Source organism: Sphingomonas sp. 320_CC (assembly GCF_059691795.1).
This window is the reverse complement of record NZ_JCAWAE010000001.1, coordinates 486513-508254: the sequence shown is the minus strand read 5'-3', so window position 1 is coordinate 508254 and position 21742 is coordinate 486513. Positions and strand designations below refer to the sequence as shown.

Below are 21742 nucleotides of genomic sequence, written 5' to 3'. Positions count from 1 at the left end.
AACGCCGCGCATCCGATCTGGTTGCCAACATAGGATGCCTTTAGTCGGATGCACCCATCCGTTCCAGTCGCGTAACGACGCCGTTCGTTGCAATATATGCGGCGTCGACCTCGTCGAGGAACAGGCCGTGGCCGAGAATGCCGGGGATCGCGGCTAGCGTGGCGGCGGTTGCGCGGGGGTCTTCGAGGGTCGCGAAGTGGCAGTCGATGACGAGATTGCCTTGGTCCGTCCGGTAGTTGTCGCGGATGATCGGGGCGGCGGCCATGTCTGTCAGCACACGCATTACATAGGCGATGGCGAAGGGGAGCACTTCGACCGGCAGCTTGGCGGCGCCGATCCGGTCGACGCGTTTGGAGCCGTCGGCGATCACGACCATCCGTGCCGAGGCTGCGGCGACGATCTTTTCCCGCAACATCGCGCCGCCTGCGCCCTTGATGGCGAAGCAGCGCGAGTCGATCTCGTCCGCGCCGTCTATGGTTAGGTCGACATGCGCGATAGTGGCGAAATCGAGGATCTCGATGCCGAGTTCGCGGGCGAGTTTGCCGGAGGCTTCGGAGGTGACGACCGCGCGGATCTGCAGGCGCTCGGCGACTAGTTCGCCGAGCGCCTGGATTGCGAACGCCGCGGTCGAGCCGGTCCCGAGCCCGACTAGCATCCCGTCCCGCACCTCGGCCACAGCCGCAACGGCAGCCGCCTTCTTGTCGTCATCGATCGAAGCCATCGGCCCACCCTTCCGTCATGCCGGGCTTGTTCCGGCATCCACGCTTGAACACATCCCAGAGGATTTAGTTTGGACAAGAGGATTTAGTTTGGGGGACCCGCGCACAAAGCACCACCCCGGCGGAGGCCGGGGCCCAGTTGGAAAGGTCGCCGTAACGACGGACCGCCCTCCGTTAGCACCGTCCCCCAACTGGGCCCCGGCCTCCGCCGGGGTGGTGCGGTGTTCATCCTGGGTGGTGCACGGGATTGCGGGAGTGCGCCCCCTCCTTGTTCTCCCGCGAAGGCGGGAGCCCAGTCTGGATCCCCGCCTTCGCGGGGAAACAATCTTCTTGGTCTGCCGGGGGCGTTTCACCCCCAGACAATCAAACAGGTTACTCTTTCTTCCCTATTTCTCGCCTCCGCTTTTCAACTGACATACTTCTGGTACATCCTCGTGGTTTAGGCCGACCAACAGCTGCCACCACCGATCGCGAGCGGATACCAAACTTGATAGCCACACGATTTTCCACGCGGCGGTGCGCCCTACTGCTAGTGCCCGCCCTGGCGCTCGCCGCCTGTTCGGGCGGCGGCGACAAGGCGCAAGGCAAGGCAGGCCGTGGTGGCCAACCGGGCCAGGGCACGCCGACCGTCGGCTATGTCGTCGTCCAGCCGACCAGCGTCGCGATGACCACCGAGCTCAGCGGCCGCACCACCGCGTTCGAAAGCTCGGACGTCCGCCCCCAGGTCACCGGCATCATCCGCCGCCGCTTCTTCACCGAGGGCACGCTCGTCAAGAAAGGCCAGCCGCTCTACGAGATCGACCCGCGTCTCTACCGCGCCGCCGCCAACGAGGCGCAGGCCAACCTCCAGAGTGCGCGCGCCAACCAGCAGGCGCAGACCATCCTCGCACAGCGCTACAAGCCGCTCGCCGAGATGGAGGCGATCAGCAAGCAGGATTACACCAACGCGGTCGCCACCTCGCGCCAGGCCACCGCCTCGGTCGCGCAGACCCGCGCCGCGCTCGAGACCGCGCAGATCAACCTCAAGTTCACGACCGTCCCCGCACCGATCACCGGGCGCATCGGCCGCTCGCTGTTCACCGTCGGTGCGCTCGTCTCCGCGACGCAGACCGACCCGCTCGCGCAGATTCAGCGGCTCGATCCGATGTTCGTCGACATCCAGCAATCCTCCGGCGATCTGCTCGCGCTGCGCCGCTCGCTCGGCCAGAACGGCATCGTCGCGACTCGCGCCGAAGTCCGCCTGACGCTCGAGGATGGCAGTGAATATGGCGCGACCGGCACCGTCGAGTTCGCCGAAGCGCTGGTCAACACCGAGACCGGCACCGTGACGCTGCGCGCGCGCTTCCCCAATCCGCAGGGGCTGCTGCTGCCCGGCATGTTCGTCCAGGCCAAGTTCGCGCAGGCGATCAACCAGCGCGCGTTCCTCGTGCCGCAGGCGGGCGTGTCGCGCGATGCGAAGGGCAATGCCACGGTCTATGTCGTCGATGCGAACAACAAGGCGGTACAGAAGAAGATCAAGGCGGACCGTACGCAGGGCGCGTTCTGGGTCGTCACCAGCGGGCTCAACCCAGGCGATAAAATCATCACGCAAGGCCTGTCGAAGATCGCACCGAACCAGGGCGTGAAGCCGGTGCTGGAAAACACCGCGCAGAAGATCGAAGCGCCCAAGGATGACTCCTCCGGTGGCGACTCCAGCCAGAAAAAGGCCGGCTAAGCCCTTATGTTGTCCCGTGTCTTCATCGATCGCCCGATCTTCGCCTGGGTGCTCGCGATCATCGTGATGCTCGGCGGCATCGGCGCGATCATGAGCCTGCCGATCGCGCAGTACCCCGACGTCGCGCCGCCGCAAGTGACCGTCCGCGCGTCCTTCCCGGGTGCCAACGCGCAGACGATCCAGAACAGCGTCACGCAGGTCGTCGAGCAGTCGCTGACGGGTATCGACGGGCTGATCTATTTCAGCTCGTCCTCGTCGTCGCGCGGCTCGGTGAACATCACGGTGACGTTCGAGAAGGGCACCGATCCCGATATCGCGCAGGTCCAGGTCCAGAACCAGGTCCAGCAGACGCTGTCCCGCCTGCCGCAACAGGTCCAGCAGCAGGGCCTCGTCGTCCGCAAGTCGAATCCGGACAACCTCCTGATCGTCGGCGTCTATGACGAGACCGACAAGCTCACCAACCAGGACGTCTCGGACTATCTCGTCTCCAACCTGCAAGACCCGCTCGGCCGTATTCCGGGCATCGGCGACAGCAACGTGTTCGGCGCGCAATACGCGATGCGGATCTGGCTGAACCCGAACAAGCTCGCCAGCTACCAGCTGATCCCGAGCGACGTGACGACCGCGATCCAGGCGCAGAACACCGAAGTCGCGGCCGGCGAACTCGGCGGCCAGCCCCAGCCCGACACGCAGATGCTCAACGCGACCGTCACCGCACAGTCGCGCCTCCAGACGCCCGAGCAGTTCGCCAACATCATCCTGAAGACGACCAACGACAGCGCCGTGGTCAAGCTGCGCGACGTCGCCCGGATCGAGCTGGGCGCGGAGAACTACAACGCGCGCAGCCGCGTCAACGCGCATCCCGGCGCCGGTATCGCGGTGCTGCTCGCGCCGGGCGCCGACGCGCTCAAGACCGCCGAGCTGGTCAAGGCGTTCGTCGCCAAGTCTGCCAAGAGCTTCCCGCCCGGTCTGAAATTCGCCTACGCCAACGACACCACAGACTTCATCAAGCTGTCGATCGACGAGGTCGTGAAGACGCTGATCGAAGCCGTCATCCTCGTCGTCATCGTGATGTTCGTGTTCCTGCAAAGCTGGCGCGCGACGCTGATCCCGACGATCGCGGTCCCGGTCGTGCTGCTCGGTACGTTCGGCGTGTTCTATCTGGCCGGCTTCTCGATCAACACGTTGACGCTGTTCGGACTGGTGCTCGCGATCGGCCTGCTGGTCGACGACGCGATCGTCGTGGTCGAGAACGTCGAGCGCCTGATGGAGGAAAATCCCGAGATGACGCCTCGGGAGGCGACGATCGAATCGATGAACGAGATCACCGTCGCACTGGTTGCGATCGCGCTCGTGCTGTCTGCGGTGTTCCTGCCGATGGCGTTCTTCGGCGGATCGACCGGCGTGATCTATCGCCAGTTCTCGCTGACGATGGTGTCGGCGATGGTCCTGTCGGTGCTCGTCGCGCTGATCCTCTCCCCCGCCCTCACCGCGACGCTGCTCAAGCAGAAAAAGAAGGACGCCGACGGCAACACCGAGAAGAGCTGGGGCGAACGTAAATTCCCGAAAGTAGCGCACTTTTTCACGGGCGCTGGCGACAAGTTCAACAGCGGGTTCGAGAAGGGCACGCAGAAATACACCAGTGCGGTGCAGTCGGTGATCGACCGCAAGTGGCTGTTCCTGCTGATCTACGCGGTGATCGTCGCGGTGCTCGCGGTGCTGTTCCTGCGCCTGCCGACGGGCTTCCTGCCGACCGAGGATCAGGGCTCGGGCATCGTCCAGTTCCAGCTGCCCGCCGGCGCCACGCAAGGCCGCACCTTCGCGTTGCAAAAGCAGATCGAGCAATATTACTACACCAACGAGAAGGCCAACGTCCGCACGATGTTCACCGTCAGCGGTGGCGGCGGCGGCGGCGCAAGCGGCCAGAACACGGGCCAGGGCTTCATCGCGTTCGCACCGTGGGATGATCGCAAGGGCAAGGAAAACACCGCGGAGGCGATCACTGGTCGCGCGTCGAAGGCGTTCGCCGGGTTCCGCGACGCGCAGGTCTATTCGCTGGTACCACCGGCCGTGCGCGGTCTTGGTTCGTCGAACGGCTTCACGATGGAGTTGCAGAACGCAGGCGGGCTCAGCCAGGTCGAGTTCAACGCCGCACGCGACAAGCTGCTCGCGCTCGCCCGCGCCGACTCGTCGCTGACCGCGATCCGCCTGACCGAACTGCCCGACGTCGCCACGTTGCGCGTCGATGCCGACCAGCAGAAATTGTCGACGCTCGGTCTCACTCAGGCGAACGTGAACTCGACGCTGTCGATCGCGTGGGGTGGGCAATACGTCAACGACTTCATCGACCGCGGCCGCGTCAAGCGCGTCTATGTCCAGGGCGACGCGCAGTTCCGTGCGCAGCCATCGGACCTCAGCCAGTGGTTCGTGCGCGGATCGAACGGCCAGATGGCGCCGTTCTCGTCGTTCGCGAAGACCAGCTGGGGTCAGGCACCGACGACGCTGTCGCGGTTCAACGGCATCGCCTCGTACGAGATCCAGGGCTCGGGCGCGCCCGGCGTCAGCTCGGGCGACGCGATGGAGAAGATCGCGCAGCTTGCCGGCCAGATCCCCGGCACGTCGGTCGCATGGTCGGGCCTGTCGTATCAGGAACGCCTGTCCTCGGGTCAGGCACCGATCCTCTACGGCCTGTCGCTGCTGGTCGTGTTCCTGTGCCTCGCCGCGCTGTACGAAAGCTGGTCGATCCCGATCGCGGTGCTGCTGGTGATCCCATTGGGCCTCGTCGGCGCGATCCTCGCGGTGACGCTGCGGGGGCTGATCAACGACGTGTATCTCCAGATCGGCCTGCTGACGACGATGGGGCTGGCGGCGAAGAACGCGATCCTGATGATCGAGTTCGCCGAGCAGGAGGAGAAGAAGGGCAAGCGCGTCATCGAGGCGGCGCTGTCCGCGGCGAAGATCCGGTTGCGCCCGATCCTGATGACGTCGTTCGCGTTCATCCTCGGCGTGTTGCCGCTCGCGCTGTCGACCGGTGCTGGTGCGAACAGCCGCATCGCGATCGGCACGGCAGTGGTCGGCGGCATGCTGACCGCGACGATCCTCGCGATCTTCTACATCCCGCTGTTCTTCGTCCTCGTCCGCCGCGGCGCGCGTGATGGCATCGCCAAGCTGCGGGGCAAGCCGACCGGCTTCCAGGGCCATGATGGCCACGACCATGATGGCCACGGATCTGATGGCGATCACAACGAACCGCTCGGACCACCCGAACCACAGGGCCCTCACCGGCCGGAGCCCGCATGATGCGCTCGCTAGTCCTGATCCTCGCCGCATCGACTGCAATCGCCGGCTGCTCGCTCGCCCCGAAATACGCGCGCACCGAACTTCCCGTCCCGCCGTCGCTCCCGGTCGGCGACGCGTATCTGCGCCAGTCGGAGGCAGCGCTGCCCGCGATCACCTACCGCGATGTCTTCAAGGACCCGCGGCTCCAGCAGATCATCGTCCAGGCGCTCGCCAACAACCGCGATCTGCGCGTCGCCGCCGCCAACATCGCGTCGACCCGCGCCCAATACCGCATCCAGCGCGCCGACCTGCTGCCGCAGGTCGATGCCAGCGGCCGCTACAGTTATTCGGGCGGCGGCAGGGGTACGCGGAACACCGTTACGAGCGGCGGAACGGGCGGTAACACCGGCACTGGAACGGGCACCGGAAATACGGGAACGGGTACCGGTACGGGCGGCGTCGGTTCGGGCGGAACAGGTACCGGCGCCGGCACCGGATCGGTCGTCAGTTCTTCCAGCTCGAACAGCGCCTTCTCGGTCGATCTCGGTACGACCGCATTCGAGCTCGACCTGTTCGGCCGCATCCGTTCGCTCACCAGCGCCGCGCTCGATCGCTATTTCGCGACCGAAGCCGCCGCGCGCGCCACCCGCCTGACGCTGGTCGGCGACATCGCCGATGCGTGGCTCACCTACGCGTCGGACCAGAGCCTGCTCAAGATCGCGCAGGACACCGTCACGAGTTCGCAGCGCAGCGTCACGCTGACCAACGCGCGATTGCGCGGCGGCGTCGCCCCACGCACCGATCTCCGCCAGGCACAGCAAATCCTGTTCACCGCGCAGTCCGACCTCGCGCAACAGCGCACCGCGCTCGCGCAGGACGTCAACGCGCTGCAACTGCTCGTCGGCGCGCCGGTCGATGCCAGCCTGTTGCCAGCCTCGATCGAACAGGCGCTACCGACCGTCGCCGCGCTGCCCGCAGGGCTCGACAGCAGCATCCTCTTGCGCCGTCCAGACGTCGTCGAATCGGAATACCAGCTCCGCGCCACCAACGCCGAGATCGGCGCAGCACGCGCGGAACTGTTCCCGAAGATCTCGCTGACCGGTATCCTCGGGTTCGCCAGCACGTCGCTGACCTCGCTGTTCAGCGGCGGCGCGTTCAACTATTCGGTCGCGCCCTCGGTCAGCTACCCGATCTTCCGCGCCGGTGCCGGGATCGCCGGCGTCGCCTATTCGAAGGCGCAACGCGATGCCGCGCTCGCGACCTACGAAAAGACGATCCAGACCGCGTTCCAGGAAACCGCTGACGCACTCGCGCGCCAGGGGACCATCGCCGACCAGCTGAAGGCGAACCAAAACTTCTCCGAGGCAGCCCTCGACACCTACCGCCTGTCCGATGCGCGCTATCGCGGCGGGATCGACACCTTCCTCAACTCGCTCGACGCGCAACGCTCGCTCTACACCGCGCAGCGCAACCTCGTCGCGACGCAGCTCGTCGGCGCGAGCAACCGCGTGACGCTGTACCGCGTGCTAGGCGGTGACTCGACGCTCGAAGCCACCGCCGGCGGTCCCCAACCGGTAACGATGAGCGGCGCACCGCGGCCGGAAACGGACTGAAACGTCGGAGGGAACGGACGAGCCAGACGCAACTCCGTCCTCTCCGCCTTTATAACGCACTGAGCGGACGAAGTTTTTTTCGCGTCCCGCCAATCTTACCGTCTCAGCAAGATATTCCAGTCAGAACGGTTGGATGTACGCCCCCCTCCCCGTCGCGGATCGCCGCGCGCGCGATCGATCGCCAGCCCCCGCCGTGTTTGGGCTTGGCGAGGATGCGCGCGAACAGGTTGCCGAACTCCTCGATCGCAAACTCGCGCAGGTCGCGGAAACCTGGCCGATCGCGATTGCCACGCAGATGGTCGGCTGTGCCCTCCTCGTCGCGCTTGCGCTGATCGCATCGCCTGCCGCCGGTCTTGGCACTATCGTCCCGTCGATCGGCATCCATGCCGCGATCCTGGCGGCGCTGTCCGCAGGCGTGTTCGGCATGTTGCGGCTACCGGGATTGCGCGAATGGCCTGCCTATAAGCGCAACCGCGCGCTTACCGTCGGCGTCGCGGGAGTCGCCGCGCTGTCCCTGTCACTGTTGTGGGCCGTTGCGCGCGCGCCGTCGGGGTCGCTGCAACTCGCCTGCTGCGTCGCGGTGCTGGGGATGATCGCGGTGACCGCGGTCAGCGTCCATGCGGTACGCGCCGCGACGCTCGGGCTCGGCACTGGGATCGTCGTGATGCTCGCGGTCTGCGCGGGGATCGGCGCGCCGCTGGCAGTCGCGATCGTGTTCCTCGGCAGCTTGGGGATCGTCGCGCACCGCCTCGCGCGGATCGACGTCGCGCAGGAGCTGCACCGCGCCGAGAACGCGAACGAAGGCCGCCTCGCGATCCGGATGGTCGCCGAATTCGAGGACCAGGGCACCGGCTGGTTCTGGGAGGCCGACCGGCAGGGCCGCCTGACTTATCTGTCCGCCAAGGTGACCGACGAACTCGGCCTCGCCGACGACGCGGTCGGGCAACCGCTCACCGACCTGTTCCGCATGGACAACGATGCGCCCGGCACCGAACGGACGCTCGCCTTCCACATCGCCTCGCGCACGTCGTTTTCGGACTATTCGGTGTGCGCCGCGACCTCGCCCGATTGCGAACGCTGGTGGTCGATCTCGGGGAGGCCGGTGGTCGACGATCTCGGGCGCTTCCAGGGGTTCATCGGCTCCGGCCGCGACCTGACCGAACAACGCAAGTCCGAGGCTGAGATCACGCGGCTGGCGCTGTTCGACGGGCTCACCGGGCTCGCCAACCGCCAGCGGATGCGCTCGTCGCTCGACAAGACGCTCGCGCAGAAGACCGGTCCGTACCGCGCGACGTCGCTGTTCCTGATGGATCTCGATCGGTTCAAGGCGGTCAACGATACGCTGGGCCACCAGGCGGGCGACACACTGTTGAAACAGGTCGCGCAACGGCTCCAGCGCGGGATCGCGGATGCGGGGCTGGTCGGGCGGCTGGGTGGCGACGAGTTCCAGGTCGTGCTGCCCGGCATCGCCGACCGCGACACGCTCGCCGCGTTGTCGCGTGAAGTGATCGCATCGCTGTCCGAACCCTATTTCATCAGCGGGACGTCGGTCACGATCGGCTGCTCGATCGGCATCGCGATCGCACCCGACGACGGCGACGATGCCGAGACGCTCGTCCGCAACGCCGATCTCGCGCTGTACGCCGCCAAGGCCGACGGCCGCGGTGTCCACCGCTTCTATTCGGACGACATGCTGACCGGCGCGCGCACCCGGAAACTGCTCGAGGACGATTTGCGCGCGGCGATCTCGGATGGCGCGTTCCACCTCTGCTACCAGCCGATCGTCAGCACGAAGTCGGCGCAGATCGTCGGCTACGAAGCACTGATCCGTTGGGACCACCCGACGCGGGGACTCGTCTCGCCCGCCGACTTCATTCCGGTCGCGGAGGAATGCGGACTGATCGAGGCGATCGGCGAATGGGTGCTGCGGACCGCGTGCCTGGAGGCAGCGCGCTGGCCCGGTTCGGTGCGCGTCGCGGTCAACGTCTCGCCGATCCAGTTCGCCAACCCTGCTTTGCCTTCGCTCGTCACCAGCGCGCTCGCGCAGTCGGGCATCGCCGCGGGCCGCCTCGAACTGGAGATCACCGAAGGCGTGTTCCTCGACGAGACGCGCTCGTCGGAACAGATGTTCAAGGCGCTGAAGGGGATCGGCGTGCGACTTGCGCTGGACGATTTCGGCACCGGTTATTCGTCGCTCGGCTACTTACGCAACGCCCCGTTCGACAAGATCAAGATCGACCAGTCGTTCGTGCGCGGTGCCGCCGAGCCGGGCAACCGCAACGCGGCGATCATCAAGGCGATCGTCACGCTCGCCGACACGCTGGGCATGGAAACGACCGCCGAAGGGGTCGAGGTGCAGGACGAGATCGACCTGATCCGCGACCTCGGGTGCAGCCATATCCAGGGCTATGTCTATGGTCGCCCGGTCCGCGCGGACGAGGCTTTGCGGCAATTGGGCGTCGAGAACGGCACCGCCGCCGCGAGCGGCTTCAAGGTGAGTCGCGCGCCGCGCACCAAGATGCTGCGCTCCGCCCGGATCGCGATCGACGGGGTTCGCGGGGACGTCCGCATCCGCGACATATCGACCTCGGGCGCGATGCTCGACGGGCTGCGGATCGACGGCAACCCCGACGGCGTCGAGATGCAGATCGAACTGGTCGAGGACCAGATGTTCGGCGCCCGCATCCGCTGGGCCCGCGCCGGCAAGGCGGGGATCGAGTTCCACGAGGCGTTCAACCTGGAACGGCTGAACCAGGGCCACTCAGCGCGTCTGCGCCGGACTGGGTGAGTTAGGCGGACCGAGCAGCAGTCAGTCCGACTTTGCGGGAGACCGGTAAAAGGCCACCACCCCGGCGGAGGCCGGGGCCCAATTGGAGAGGTCGTCGTAACTGCGAACGACGTTCGCCAATCCACGTTTCCCAATTGGGCCCCGGCCTCCGCCGGGGTGGCGGATGAGCCGCCGGGGTGGTGGATAACGTCCCGAGTCCCCCGCTCAACGACGGCCTGCGCAAAGGTCCGGGAGTCCCCCATTCCCGGGAACCAACCGCCGCCTCCCACCGTCTCACCCTCATGGTACATCGCGCCCCGATCAAAGCCCTCGCGTTCGACGTGTTCGGCACCGTGGTCGACTGGCGCTCGGGCATCGCGCGCGACGCCGCGCCCGTGCTCGCGCGCCTCGGCCGCACCGATATCGATCCGCACCGCTTCGCCGACGGCTGGCGCCAACGCTATCAACCGGCGCTCGAGGAGGTCCGCAGCGGACGGCGACAGTTCGTCATTCTCGACACCATCCACCGCGAGGCACTCGAAGACCTGCTCCGTCACCACGGCGTCGACCCGGCTGCCGTGGACGAAGATACGCTCACCGACCTGACTCACGCCTGGCACCGGCTCGATCCCTGGCCCGACTCGGTCGAGGGCCTCACCCGCCTCAAGACGCGTTACCCGGTCGTCACGCTCAGCAACGGCAACATCGCACTGATGCTGGAGATGGCGCGCCGCGGTGGCCTGCCCTGGGACGCGATCCTCGGGGCGGAAGTCAGCCGCGTCTACAAGCCGCTTCCCGAATCCTACCTCGCCACCGCGCGTTTTCTCGGCATCGATTCCGGCGAACTCTGCCTCGTCGCCGCGCATCACAGCGACCTTGCCGCGGCGCGCGCCGCCGGCCTGCAGACCGCCTATGTCGACCGCCCGCACGAATATGGCGGCCGGCCCGCGCCCGACGCGGATGCCGTGCAGGATTGGGACCATAGCGTCGACAGCCTGACGCGCCTGGCGGACGAACTGTGCCGATGACCCGCCGACCTGCCCGCGAACCGGTGGAAACGCGCGTTGCAGCCCCGTATCGAACGCGCACCGGCGTAAAATTCGGCCCGGCGTGCGACCCGGCAGGACTTTGAGATGACCACACAGACGGCCGAGGCCGATTTCCTGACCGGTGGCGGCGAGATGGCCGCGATGATCCGCGCGCATGACTGGTCGTCGTCGCCGCTGGGGTCGATCGAGCACTGGCCGCAGTCGCTGCGCTCGATCGTCTCGTTGATGCTCGCATCCGAGTTCGCGATGTGCCTCGCCTGGGGGCCCGAGCTCGGCTTCCTCTACAACGACCATTACGCGCGCATCATGCACGACAAGCACCCGCAGGCGCTCGGCCGGCGGTTCGCCGACGTGTGGGCGGATGTCTGGAGCGATATCAGCCCCCTGGTCGACAAGGCGCTGGCGGGCGAAGCGTCGTTCTTTGAAAACCTGCCGCTCGTCACCGACCGCAAGGGCTATGACGAGCATGCCTGGTTCACCTTCTCCTACTCGCCCGTCCGCGATGAAAGCGGCACGATCGCAGGCATGTTCTGCTCGACCTACGAAAGCACCGAGCGCGTCCAGACCGAACGCGCGCTGCGTGACGAGCGCGAGCGGATGAGCCAGATGTTCGCGCAGGCGCCGACCTTCATGGCGATGCTGCGCGGGCCCGAGCACCGGTTCGAACTGACCAACCCCGGCTACGACAAGCTGGTCGGCCACCGAGAGATGCTGGGCCGAACCGTTGCCGAAGCGTTGCCCGACGCGGTCGAACAGGGGTTTCTGGACCTGCTCGACGATGTGTATGCGACAGGCGAAGCGTTCACGGCGGTGGGCATGCTCTATGCCGTTCAGGCTGAACCCGGCGGTTCGGTCAACGACCGCTACGTCGATTTCGTCTACCAACCGATCCGCGACGCGACCGGTGCGGTCGTGGGCATTTTCGTCGAAGGCGCGGACGTCACCGACCGCAAGCGGCTCGAACGCGACCTGCAGTCGCTCAACGCCGACCTCGAACAGCGCGTTCGCGATCGTACGCAGGAGCTGGTCGAGGCGCAGGAGGCACTCCGCCAGGCGCAGAAGATGGAGGCGGTCGGCCAGCTCACCGGTGGCATCGCGCACGATTTCAACAATCTGTTGCAAGGCATCACCGGCAGCCTGGAGATCGTCCAGCGCCGCGTTGCGCAGGGGCGTGTCGGCGAGCTCGATCGCTTCATCACCGGCGCGACCACCGCCGCCAACCGCGCCGCCTCGCTCACCCACCGCCTGCTGGCGTTCTCCCGCCGCCAGCCGCTCGATCCGCGCCCGGTCAAGGTCAACCCGCTGGTCGCCTCGCTCGAAGACCTGCTCCGCCGCACCACGGGTGAGCAGATCGAACTCGAGTTGGTGCTTGGCGCCGGCCTGTGGACGACATTGTGCGATCCCAACCAGCTCGAGAACTCGCTGCTAAACCTCGTCATCAACGCGCGCGACGCGATGCCGCATGGTGGCAAGCTGACGATCGAGACCTGCAACGCGCACCTCGATGACCATTTCACCGCCAGCCAGCGCGACGTCCGGCCCGGCCATTACGTCTGCATCTGCGTATCCGACACCGGCACCGGCATGTCCGCCGCCACCATCGCCAAGGCGTTCGAGCCGTTCTTCACGACCAAGCCGATCGGCCAGGGGACCGGGCTCGGCCTGTCGATGATCTACGGCTTCGCGCGCCAGTCGGAGGGCTATGCGCGGATCTATAGCGAGCTCGGCCAGGGCACGACGATCAAGCTGTATTTGCCTCGTCACTACGGCGAAGCGGGGCAGGACGAGGCGCTGCCCGGCCTGACCCAGGAGCATGTCACCGATGCCGGCGAGATCGTGCTGGTGGTCGAGGACGACTCAGTCGTTCGCGCGCTGATCGTCGAGGTATTGGGCGAGCTCGGTTACCGGGCGGTCGAGGCGCATGATGGCCCGGCGGGACTCGACAAGCTGCGGACGATGGAGCGCGTCGACTTGCTCGTCACCGACATCGGCCTGCCCGGCCTGAACGGTCGCCAGGTCGCCGATGCGGGTCGTGCGCTGCGTCCGGGGCTCCGCGTACTGTTCATGACGGGCTATGCGGAGAATGCCGCGCTGGCGTCGGGCTTCCTGGAGCCGGGGATGTCGATGATCACCAAGCCGTTTGCGATGGAAGCGCTGGCGACGCAGATCCGGACGATGATCGAGGGGTAAGGCGGACAGGACACGCCAACCAACCGCCGCCACCTCGGCGGAAGCCGGGGCCCAAGTGGAAAGGTCGCAGTAACGACGCGACGCGCTCAGTTGGCAACGTCCCCCAACTGGGCCCCGGCCTCCGCCGGGGTGGTGGGGTTTTCGCGGCATGGTGAGGTCCTGGCGGGGCGATGCTCTCGTTTTGGAAGAGGAAGAACGCCCCATTCCGTTCCCCCGCGAAGGCGGGGGTCCAGGAATCAAGTAGGACGACGTTCGTGGCTCCTGGGCCCCCGCCTTCGCGGGGGAACTAGAAGGGGGCACCCCACATCCAGTGCCCCTACTCTCACACCCCTCGAAGCAACATTTGCCATCTTCCGCGCTTAAATAATTTTTCGTTCCCGCTTCGCCCCCTTGCGCATCGTGAACCCCGCAGAAGTCCACGCGTCGCGAATATCCCGCTCGCCCAACCCCGCGACGAACGCGACGAACCGAGCCCTCGACCACCCCCGCACCCCCTTGCGTCTCTTCGCTCTTTGGCACAATCTCTTGGGGTTGCGTTCGGGGGCGGACCCAATCGCTGGTAGAACAACCCTCGCATAGCCATATGCGATATGACCGTAAGCGCGCCTTCCACCGCCGCGATGGTCACTTTTTGTTCTCCCGTTAGGGGCCGTCCGATGGTAGCATGGCGACAGGCGACCGATTCGAACGAATACAGAACACTAGGAGCGGTTTCGATGGATTTCAGAGACAGCAGCCGGGATAGCGACATGACCACAGACACGATCGAACAGACCACCGCCACGCCCGCAGCAGAGGCTCCCAAGGCCCCGCGCCAGGCACAGGACAGCCATTCCGTGCGCGCGCAGATCTACCCGGTCGAGGTCGATCACAGCCGCGACGCGCTGCTGACCGAATTCGGCAAGGACACGCTGAAGGATCGCTACCTGCTTCCGGGCGAGAGCTACCAGGACCTGTTCGTCCGCGTCGCGTCGGCCTATGCCGACGACGCCGGCCATGCGCAGCGGCTGTACGACGCGATCTCGAAGCTCTGGTTCATGCCCGCCACCCCCGTTCTGTCGAACGGCGGCACCGGTCGCGGCCTGCCGATCTCGTGCTATCTCAACTCGGTCCCCGACAGCCTCGGCGGCATCGTCGATACCTGGAACGAGAATGTCTGGCTCGCCTCGCGCGGCGGCGGCATCGGCACCTATTGGGGCAACGTCCGCGGCATCGGCGAGCCGGTCGGCCTCAACGGCAAGACCAGCGGCATCATCCCGTTCGTCCGCGTCATGGATTCGCTCACGCTCGCGATCAGCCAGGGTTCGCTGCGCCGCGGTTCGGCCGCCGTCTATCTCGACGTCTCGCACCCCGAGATCGAGGAATTCCTCGAAATCCGCAAACCCTCGGGCGATTTCAACCGCAAGGCGCTGAACCTGCACCACGGCGTGCTGATCACTGACGACTTCATGGAAGCCGTCCGCAACGGCGAGGAATGGCACCTCCGCTCGCCGAAGGACCAGGCGATCCGCGCCACCGTCGACGCGCGCTCGCTGTTCCAGAAGCTCGTCGAGACACGTCTCCAGACCGGTGAGCCGTACATCGTCTTCGCCGATCACGTGAACAAGGCGATGCCCAAGCATCACCGCGAGTTGGGCCTCAAGGTCTCGACCTCGAACCTGTGCTCGGAGATCACGCTGCCGACCGGCAAGGATCACCTCGGCAACGAGCGTACCGCGGTCTGCTGCCTGTCGTCGCTGAACCTCGAGACCTGGGATCAGTGGAAGGACGAGAAGGGCCTGATCGAGGACGTCATGCGCTTCCTCGACAACGTGCTGCAGGATTACATCGACCGTCACGAACCCGGCATGGAACGCGCCGCCTACTCCGCGGGCCGCGAACGCTCGGTCGGGCTCGGCGTGATGGGCTTCCACAGCTTCCTCCAGGCACGCGGCATCCCGTTCGAGGGCGCGATGGCGAAGTCGTGGAACTTGCGCATGTTCAAGCACATCAGCAGCCAGGCGAACGAAGCCTCGATGCAGCTCGCGATCGAGCGCGGCCCCTGCCCCGATGCCGCCGATGTCGGCGCGATGGAGCGGTTCAGCTGCAAGATGGCGATCGCGCCGACCGCATCGATCTCGATCATCTGCGGCGGCACGTCGGCGTGCATCGAGCCGATCCCGGCGAACATCTACACGCACAAGACGCTGTCGGGCAGCTTCTCGATCAAGAACCCGTATCTCGAAAAGATGCTGAGCGAGAAGTCGAAGAACTCGGACGCCGTTTGGAACTCGATCCTCGAACAGGGCGGCTCGGTCCAGCATCTCGACTTCCTCTCGGTCGAGGAAAAGGACTGCTACAAGACGAGCTTCGAGATCGACCAGCGCTGGCTGCTCGAACTCGCCGCCGATCGCACGCCGTACATCGACCAGGCGCAGTCGCTGAACCTGTTCATCCCCGCGGACGTCGAGAAGTGGGACCTGCTGATGCTCCACTTCCGCGCGTGGGAGCTCGGCATCAAGTCGCTCTATTACCTGCGTTCGAAGTCGGTACAGCGCGCGGGCTTCGCCGGCGGTGTCGAGGCGGACAACACCATCGACCTGCGCCAGATCGACGTCGAGTCGAAGGATTACGATGAGTGCCTTGCCTGCCAGTAATGCCTCTCGGCGTTCAAGCGTGACCCCGGCCCGTGACACGCGGACCGGGGCGCGCCTGACGCAAAAAACCCCGGCCCGCGCGAAGCGGACCGGGGTTCGGACTGGCTATGCGGCGCGCTCGATGCGCACCGCGTTCGCGTCAGGCCTCTTCTTCGAACGTCACCGCCACGTCGGCGTTGGCGGAAAGCCGGACCTTGCCGTCCTCGATATCCGCGACCAGCCCGAGCGAGATGAAGTGATGATGCCCTTCATGGCTGCCCGTGCCCTCGACGACCTGCGCGCCCGAGTCCTTCTTGGTCAGCTTGATGCGGTTGCCTTCGACCTTGTCGACGGTACCGACATGGACGCCGTCCGCGCCGATGACTTCGGCATGTTCCTGGATCTTGGTTGCATCGACCATGGTCGTTCTCCTGTGTTGGGTTCGGGTGCTGAACGCGCGCCGGGCGAGTTGGTCGCATGACGTATGGTTCAGCTATCATGTTCGTGGTCGCGGGCGTGCTCGGAATCGTCGGCACCGCGATGCTGCTGCGTTTGCGCAGCCCGAGCATCACCGAGCAACAGACCTATGCGTTCCGCATGATCGGCATCATGCTCACCTCGGCCGCGATCGTCCTCGCGATGTCCGCCGCCGCGATGTGGCAGTGGAGCACCGAGACATGACGCCGCCCTCCTGATTCCCCCAGTTTCCCGATTTAAAACCCATTCCCCGAAAGGCTTACCCCATGTCCCTCCTTCACGCCTCCAAGCAGTACAAGCCGTTCGAATACCCTTGGGCGTTCGAGTTCTGGAAGCGCCAGCAGCAGCTCCACTGGCTCCCCGAGGAAGTGCCCCTGGGCGAGGATTGCCGCGATTGGGCGCAGAAGCTCAGCGATCACGAGCGCAACCTGCTCACGCAGATCTTCCGCTTCTTCACGCAGGCCGATGTCGAGGTGCAGGATTGCTACCACGAAAAGTATGGCCGCGTGTTCAAGCCGACAGAGATCAAGATGATGCTGACCTCGTTCAGCAACATGGAGACGGTCCACATCGCCGCCTACAGCCATCTGCTCGACACCATCGGCATGCCCGAGAGCGAGTACGGCGCCTTCCTCGAATATGCCGAGATGAAGGAAAAGCATGACTACATGCAGCAGTTCACCGTCGACAACGACGAGGACATCGCGCGCACGCTCGCCATGTTCGGCGGCTTCACCGAGGGCGTCCAGCTGTTCGCCTCGTTCGCGATGCTGATGAACTTCCCGCGCTTCAACAAGATGAAGGGCATGGGCCAGATCGTCACCTGGTCGATCCGCGACGAAAGCCTCCACTGCGAGGGCATCATCAAGATGTTCCACACCTTCTGTCAGGAGCGCCAGTGCCTGACCAAGGCGGTCAAGGACGACATCGCCGACGTCTGCCAGACGACGATCCGCCTCGAGGACAATTTCATCGACCTCGCCTTCGAGATGGGCCCGGTCAACGGCATGACCCCCAAGGAGATCAAGAAGTACATCCGCTTCATCGCCGACTGGCGCATGACGCAGCTCGGCCTGAAGCCGATCTACATGATCGACGAGCACCCACTGCCCTGGCTCGCCCCGATGCTCAACGGCGTCGAGCACGCCAACTTCTTCGAACAGCGCGCCACCGAATATTCGAAGGCCGCGACCAAGGGCCAGTGGAACGACGTCTGGGACTCGTTCGACAAGCGCCAGACCGCGAAGAAGGGTCCGATTGCGAATGTGGACCTGAGTGAGGTCCGGGATATGTTTAGCGATTCGGTTGCTGCTGAGTGACCGGCCTGCTGCATCGAACCGCGATCGTGTACGATTTTGACGGCACATTGTCGCCAGGCTCGATGCAGCAACACAATCTGTTGCCGGAAATGGGATACGCCGACGCAGACATCTTCTGGCAAGAAGTGAAGGCGCTCAATCGAGAGATCGATGGCGACGAGATTTTGACATACATGCACCTTCTTCAACAAAAGGAAGGTGATCATATGTCAAAGGAGCGCCTTGCTTCTCATGGTGCCTGTTTGCCGTATTTTGCGGGCGTAGACGACTGGTTCCCCGGATTAGCGAGTACGGGAAAACAAGAGGCCTTGAATTAGAGCATTACATTATAAGCTCTGGCCTTGAGGAAATTATCGAGGGAACGACGATAAGGAAGTACTTCAAGCATATTTTTGCGTCGAAATATGCTTATCGGGATGGCAAACCCCTTTGGCCGGCAGCTGCCGTAAATTATACCGGGAAGACCCAATATCTTTTCCGTATAAATAAGGGTGTTTTAAACCAATCGGACGATAAAGCCGTCAATCGTTGGATACCAATGAACGAACGCCCGATACCCTTTGAACGAATGATTTTCATCGGTGATGGCGACACCGATATTCCCGCCATGAAGATGCTCCGCTACCAACATGGTGTGCCGATCGCCGTCTTTGATCCAGATCGCTTCAAAGGACCAGATTCCGACAAGGTCTACAATCTGATCGCGGAAGATAGAGCTGACCATGTTTGTCCGGCGGATTACAGAGATAAGTCACAGCTAGATATTACTGTAAAAGGCGTGTTGGGCCGCATGGCGCGCAACGCTGGGTATCGTCCATAGATGATTTACCGGGGATCGCAGGTGCTGAACATCGAAACGACGGGATGGAACGCCACCGACCACCTCGACAGCGACGCCGCGGTCCTCGCCTATCTCGAAGCGGCTTCAAGGACGGCAACCTAGCGTTGATCACCGCTGCGCTGTCCGACGTAGCGAAGGCCCGCGGTAGCGCCGACCCGCCCAAGCCCCGGCTTGATATCGCGCTCGACTCGGTCATCCAAATGCTCAAGGATCTCGACCTCGAACTAACCGCAAAAGCGGAGTAAAAACTGCGTCGCAAATCGCAGCGTTTCGCTATGTTCAAACGGTCAGTTCGCGCAACACCTGTTCGATCGGGATCATCATCGATCGGTTGCGCGCTTGCGTCATCCCGCGCTCGATCTTGGCCCGCTTCCAAGCATCATAGTCGCACTGAACCAGTTGCTCTGACTCATTCGGTTCGATCATCTTCTGCCTCCTCGTCCCGCGCCCCATGCCTGACGCGCAAAATGATCACGCAGTCGTCAACCACGCGGTAGCGGAGAATATACGGCCATACCGTCGTCCGCTCACGCCGCCCGTTTCCAACGTCGCGGCCTCGATCTGGAAAGCTCGCGAGGCTGTCTGCCACCGCGATAAGCCGCGTGCCCAATGCATGGGCAGCAATGGGATTGAACTCGGAGACATAGGTAACGATCGCCTCTAGATTGGCGACGGCATCGTCCGTCCAGACGATGCGCAACTAATCGCCGACGCGGGGTCGGGGTAGAGGTTCTGTCGAACCCCATGACGATAGCCAGCGCTTGACCGCGTCGTGGCTGATCAACCGTCCGCTATGCACAGCTGCATCTGCCCGCGCGTCGGCCTCAGCCTCCGCAGCGGGATCGCTCGTATCGAACAGGGCATCATCGCGAGCCATCCTTGAGGGATACACCTCGATGGCAATCACGACCAGTGGCAACTCACGCCCATCCACACCAAGGCGGGCGCTTGCCGCCGCCATAACGCCGCGCAAGGCCGTGGCGGACCAGAACCGCCCCAAGCGACTCCCCACCCCTCTCGACGATGCGGAGTTTGCGGCCGTAGCGGTCGACGTCGCGCTTGATCGGGGTCGGCGTGAAGGGGCCCGCGTTGAGGAGCGGGTGCATCTTCGGCGTTGCCGCCTGCCCCAGCCGTGCTTCGCGGGCGCAGCGGGGTGGATGGGTTTCCGGCGTGTCGATGTCGGCGATGCAGATCTTAGTGCCGCCATCCAGACCGTGTCACCGTCGACGATGCAGTCGATCCGCTTGGCGTGGCCGCAGATCGTGAAGCGCGCGGAGACCGCCTTGCCGCTTGGCAGTGCGGAGGTGATCGCAACTGTGGACGCCGCACGGGCAACACTTGCCGCGGCTGACAGTTCGTCGCCGATCCCACGTACGAACTCCACACGACCGCTCATCACCCCCCCACTCTCAACCGCCGCGCAGCAGGCGCATCACCAGTGTTCGGATACGCCCGTAAGTCTCCTTCGACGCGCCGAGCACGCCGTGGCGTTCGGGCGGGAGGAATGCGAGCGGGTGGCCGTCGGGGCGGAACACGTAATGATCGAACCACGCGCGCCAAGCTGCGCGCTCGGCCGGCGGGCGTTCGGCGATCGTCAGCAGCGATAGCAGCATCGCGGTGTAGGGCTGGTCCGGTCCTGCGCTGAACCCGTCCCACCAGAAATTGACCAGGACGTTGACGTCGCCGACCGCCTCGACCTGATGCCACCAGAGTTTCGGCACGTAGAGCGCGTCGCCGGGGTCCAGCTCGACGACCAGCGCGCGGTCGCGGGCGTTCTCGAAGCGGGGGAAGCGCGGGTCGCCGGGCTCGCTGCCGACCGCGAGGCTGATCGGCTGGCCGGCAAGCGTGTGGTCGATCGGTCCGACATACAGGTCGCGAATCGCGTCGGGCGGGAACAGCGTGAAACGCCGCCGCCCCGCCGCGACGCACGCGACGTTGTCCATCGTGTCGTAATGACAGGCGACCGTCGAGGCGTGGCCGACCCAGAACCGCGCGCGCACCGCGGACGGTACGAACGGCAGGCGGGTCGTCTCCTCGATACCGGGGAAATACGTCTCCGCGGTCATCGATCCCATGTACATGCTGGCCCGGCCGGGGTCCGCCGCGCTGTCGAGGATTCGCGTCAGCGCCTCGCCGAAGGGCACCGCGCTGCGCTCGAAATTGAACCCGGCGAGCGTCGCGTCGTAAGTGTACCGCGCGCCGATCTCGGGCTTGCCGACGAACACTTCCGCAAGCTTGCCGCTATCGAAGCGGCGAAGCTGCGCCACCACGCCGTCGAGGGCCGCACCCGGCGTCGTCGCCCCCGACAACATCGGCCAATCCCGCGCCGCGCCGCGCAATACCGCGGGCTCGCACCGCGCCATCACCTCGGCCTGGAAAGTGTCCGGATCGCGCAACGCGTCGGCGGGCGGCTCGTGCAGCATCAGCCGATATCCGCCAACCGGTTGTTCCGGATCCGGCCGAGCGTCCGCAAATGGCGGATCGATCCGGCCTGCGCATAGGCGAGTTGCAGGTCGCCGCGGCGAAACAGATCGAGCACTGCGGCATCGGGCAATGCGTGCAGCGCGTCGAGGCTGATCGTGTAGAGCCCTTCGAGCGTCAGATGTTCGCCGTCGTCGAAGCTCATCGTCACGTCGATCGGTTCGAGCAGGCGATGCGCGAGGAAACGCTCGATCAGCGCGTCGGTCTCGGGAATGCCCGACTGGAGGACGTGCAAGGCCTGCTGGATACGCTTGAGTGGTAGCGCTGCCTCACCGTTCATGTCGAACAAAAGCTGGCCGTCCGGCTCCGCAAAGACACCGTGCTCGCGGTCGACGACCAGTTGCTCGTCGGTGATGTAGAAGCCTTGGCGTTCGAGGTCGGCGGGCCGGTAGTCGGGCAACGCCCCCTTGACCGCCATCAGGTTGCGGCCCGGCTCCAGGCCCATCACGACGCCTGCGTAGAAGGCGCCGGTCTCCGGGTGTTTCGTGAACAAAATCGCATAATACGGAGCAGCCTGGAGAAATTCGTCCGCGACGATCTGCGCGAATTGCCGCTCGCCATCGTGCGCGCGCGATACGCGCAACGCCGCGTGCTGCGCATGGCTCAGCATCTCCCAGATCGGCATCCATCTCTCTCCGTACAGTCTTCTTGCCCGAGAGATCGCACATGGCGCCCCGG

21 protein-coding genes are annotated in these 21742 nt (G+C 65.0%); 13 read left to right on the top strand and 8 right to left on the bottom strand.

Annotated features, from left to right (window positions below; translation table 11 throughout):
- Positions 1-40: 40 nt before the first annotated feature.
- Complete coding sequence (gene rpiA / locus AC59GX_RS02275; RefSeq protein WP_426282496.1) at positions 41-721, bottom strand: ribose-5-phosphate isomerase RpiA; 681 nt, start codon at positions 719-721, stop codon at positions 41-43.
- Positions 722-1251: 530 nt separating this feature from the next.
- Between rpiA and AC59GX_RS02270 the strand changes: the two genes are divergently transcribed.
- From AC59GX_RS02270 to AC59GX_RS02240, 7 genes are all read left to right on the top strand, one after another.
- Positions 1252-2433, top strand: a complete 1182-nt coding sequence (locus tag AC59GX_RS02270; protein ID WP_497300726.1) for an efflux RND transporter periplasmic adaptor subunit — start codon at positions 1252-1254, stop codon at positions 2431-2433.
- A gap of 6 nt (positions 2434-2439) precedes the next feature.
- The gene (locus tag AC59GX_RS02265) at positions 2440-5733 is read left to right on the top strand and encodes a multidrug efflux RND transporter permease subunit (protein ID WP_497300725.1); all 3294 of its coding nucleotides are present in this window, start codon (positions 2440-2442) and stop codon (positions 5731-5733) included.
- Complete coding sequence (locus AC59GX_RS02260) at positions 5730-7325, top strand: efflux transporter outer membrane subunit (protein WP_426282498.1); 1596 nt, start codon at positions 5730-5732, stop codon at positions 7323-7325. The genes AC59GX_RS02265 and AC59GX_RS02260 overlap by 4 nt, the downstream gene beginning before the upstream one ends.
- 133 nt (positions 7326-7458) lie before the next feature.
- Positions 7459-10113 carry an EAL domain-containing protein gene (locus AC59GX_RS02255; protein ID WP_426282499.1) on the top strand — a complete coding sequence of 885 codons (2655 nt, stop codon included), beginning with the start codon at positions 7459-7461 and terminating at the stop codon, positions 10111-10113.
- Between the two features lie 281 nt (positions 10114-10394).
- Entirely contained in the window at positions 10395-11120 is a 726-nt protein-coding gene (locus AC59GX_RS02250; RefSeq protein WP_426282500.1) for a haloacid dehalogenase type II, read from the top strand.
- A gap of 105 nt (positions 11121-11225) precedes the next feature.
- Positions 11226-13331 (top strand): hybrid sensor histidine kinase/response regulator, encoded by a 2106-nt coding sequence (locus AC59GX_RS02245; RefSeq protein ID WP_426282501.1) that lies wholly within the window; start codon positions 11226-11228, stop codon positions 13329-13331.
- 749 nt (positions 13332-14080) lie between these two features.
- Positions 14081-15967, top strand: coding sequence for a ribonucleoside-diphosphate reductase subunit alpha (locus AC59GX_RS02240; protein WP_425275435.1), 1887 nt, complete (start codon positions 14081-14083; stop codon positions 15965-15967).
- A gap of 139 nt (positions 15968-16106) precedes the next feature.
- On the opposite strand, the gene AC59GX_RS02235 is transcribed toward AC59GX_RS02240, so the two are convergent.
- Entirely contained in the window at positions 16107-16367 is a 261-nt protein-coding gene (locus tag AC59GX_RS02235) for a DUF2171 domain-containing protein (RefSeq protein WP_056055125.1), read from the bottom strand.
- Positions 16368-16423: 56 nt separating this feature from the next.
- Here AC59GX_RS02235 and AC59GX_RS02230 point away from each other — a divergent pair, with 56 nt between their 5' ends.
- The 6 genes from AC59GX_RS02230 to AC59GX_RS02205 all read left to right on the top strand — a co-directional run bounded on the left by AC59GX_RS02230 (position 16424) and on the right by AC59GX_RS02205 (position 18828).
- A complete protein-coding gene (locus tag AC59GX_RS02230; protein WP_056484646.1) occupies positions 16424-16627 on the top strand; it encodes a hypothetical protein in 204 nt (67 codons plus the stop codon).
- 62 nt (positions 16628-16689) lie between these two features.
- Complete coding sequence (locus tag AC59GX_RS02225; RefSeq protein ID WP_056484648.1) at positions 16690-17742, top strand: ribonucleotide-diphosphate reductase subunit beta; 1053 nt, start codon at positions 16690-16692, stop codon at positions 17740-17742.
- Complete coding sequence (locus tag AC59GX_RS02220) at positions 17739-18059, top strand: hypothetical protein (protein WP_426282502.1); 321 nt, start codon at positions 17739-17741, stop codon at positions 18057-18059. The genes AC59GX_RS02225 and AC59GX_RS02220 overlap by 4 nt, the downstream gene beginning before the upstream one ends.
- On the top strand, positions 17981-18562 hold the full coding sequence (locus AC59GX_RS02215) for a haloacid dehalogenase-like hydrolase (protein WP_497301321.1): 582 nt from the start codon (positions 17981-17983) through the stop codon (positions 18560-18562). Before AC59GX_RS02220 ends, AC59GX_RS02215 begins: the two co-directional genes overlap by 79 nt.
- A complete protein-coding gene (locus AC59GX_RS02210; protein WP_497300722.1) occupies positions 18563-18685 on the top strand; it encodes a hypothetical protein in 123 nt (40 codons plus the stop codon). It abuts the gene before it with no gap.
- A 2-nt stretch (positions 18686-18687) separates the two neighbouring features.
- Entirely contained in the window at positions 18688-18828 is a 141-nt protein-coding gene (locus tag AC59GX_RS02205; protein WP_426282503.1) for a hypothetical protein, read from the top strand.
- 34 nt (positions 18829-18862) lie between these two features.
- Here the strand turns inward: AC59GX_RS02205 and AC59GX_RS02200 are convergent, their stop codons facing one another.
- The 6 genes from AC59GX_RS02200 to AC59GX_RS02175 all read right to left on the bottom strand — a co-directional run bounded on the left by AC59GX_RS02200 (position 18863) and on the right by AC59GX_RS02175 (position 21689).
- Positions 18863-19009 carry a hypothetical protein gene (locus AC59GX_RS02200; protein ID WP_426282504.1) on the bottom strand — a complete coding sequence of 49 codons (147 nt, stop codon included), beginning with the start codon at positions 19007-19009 and terminating at the stop codon, positions 18863-18865.
- A complete protein-coding gene (locus AC59GX_RS02195) occupies positions 18993-19283 on the bottom strand; it encodes a type II toxin-antitoxin system RelE/ParE family toxin (RefSeq protein WP_497300720.1) in 291 nt (96 codons plus the stop codon). The genes AC59GX_RS02200 and AC59GX_RS02195 overlap by 17 nt, the downstream gene beginning before the upstream one ends.
- Entirely contained in the window at positions 19284-19460 is a 177-nt protein-coding gene (locus AC59GX_RS02190) for a hypothetical protein (RefSeq protein ID WP_497300718.1), read from the bottom strand.
- A 43-nt stretch (positions 19461-19503) separates the two neighbouring features.
- Positions 19504-19761 (bottom strand): thermonuclease family protein, encoded by a 258-nt coding sequence (locus tag AC59GX_RS02185; protein ID WP_497301319.1) that lies wholly within the window; start codon positions 19759-19761, stop codon positions 19504-19506.
- Positions 19762-19992: 231 nt separating this feature from the next.
- Positions 19993-21006, bottom strand: coding sequence for a cupin-like domain-containing protein (locus AC59GX_RS02180; RefSeq protein WP_497300717.1), 1014 nt, complete (start codon positions 21004-21006; stop codon positions 19993-19995).
- On the bottom strand, positions 21006-21689 hold the full coding sequence (locus tag AC59GX_RS02175; RefSeq protein WP_426282507.1) for a SapC family protein: 684 nt from the start codon (positions 21687-21689) through the stop codon (positions 21006-21008). Before AC59GX_RS02175 ends, AC59GX_RS02180 begins: the two co-directional genes overlap by 1 nt.
- Positions 21690-21742 lie beyond the last annotated feature (53 nt).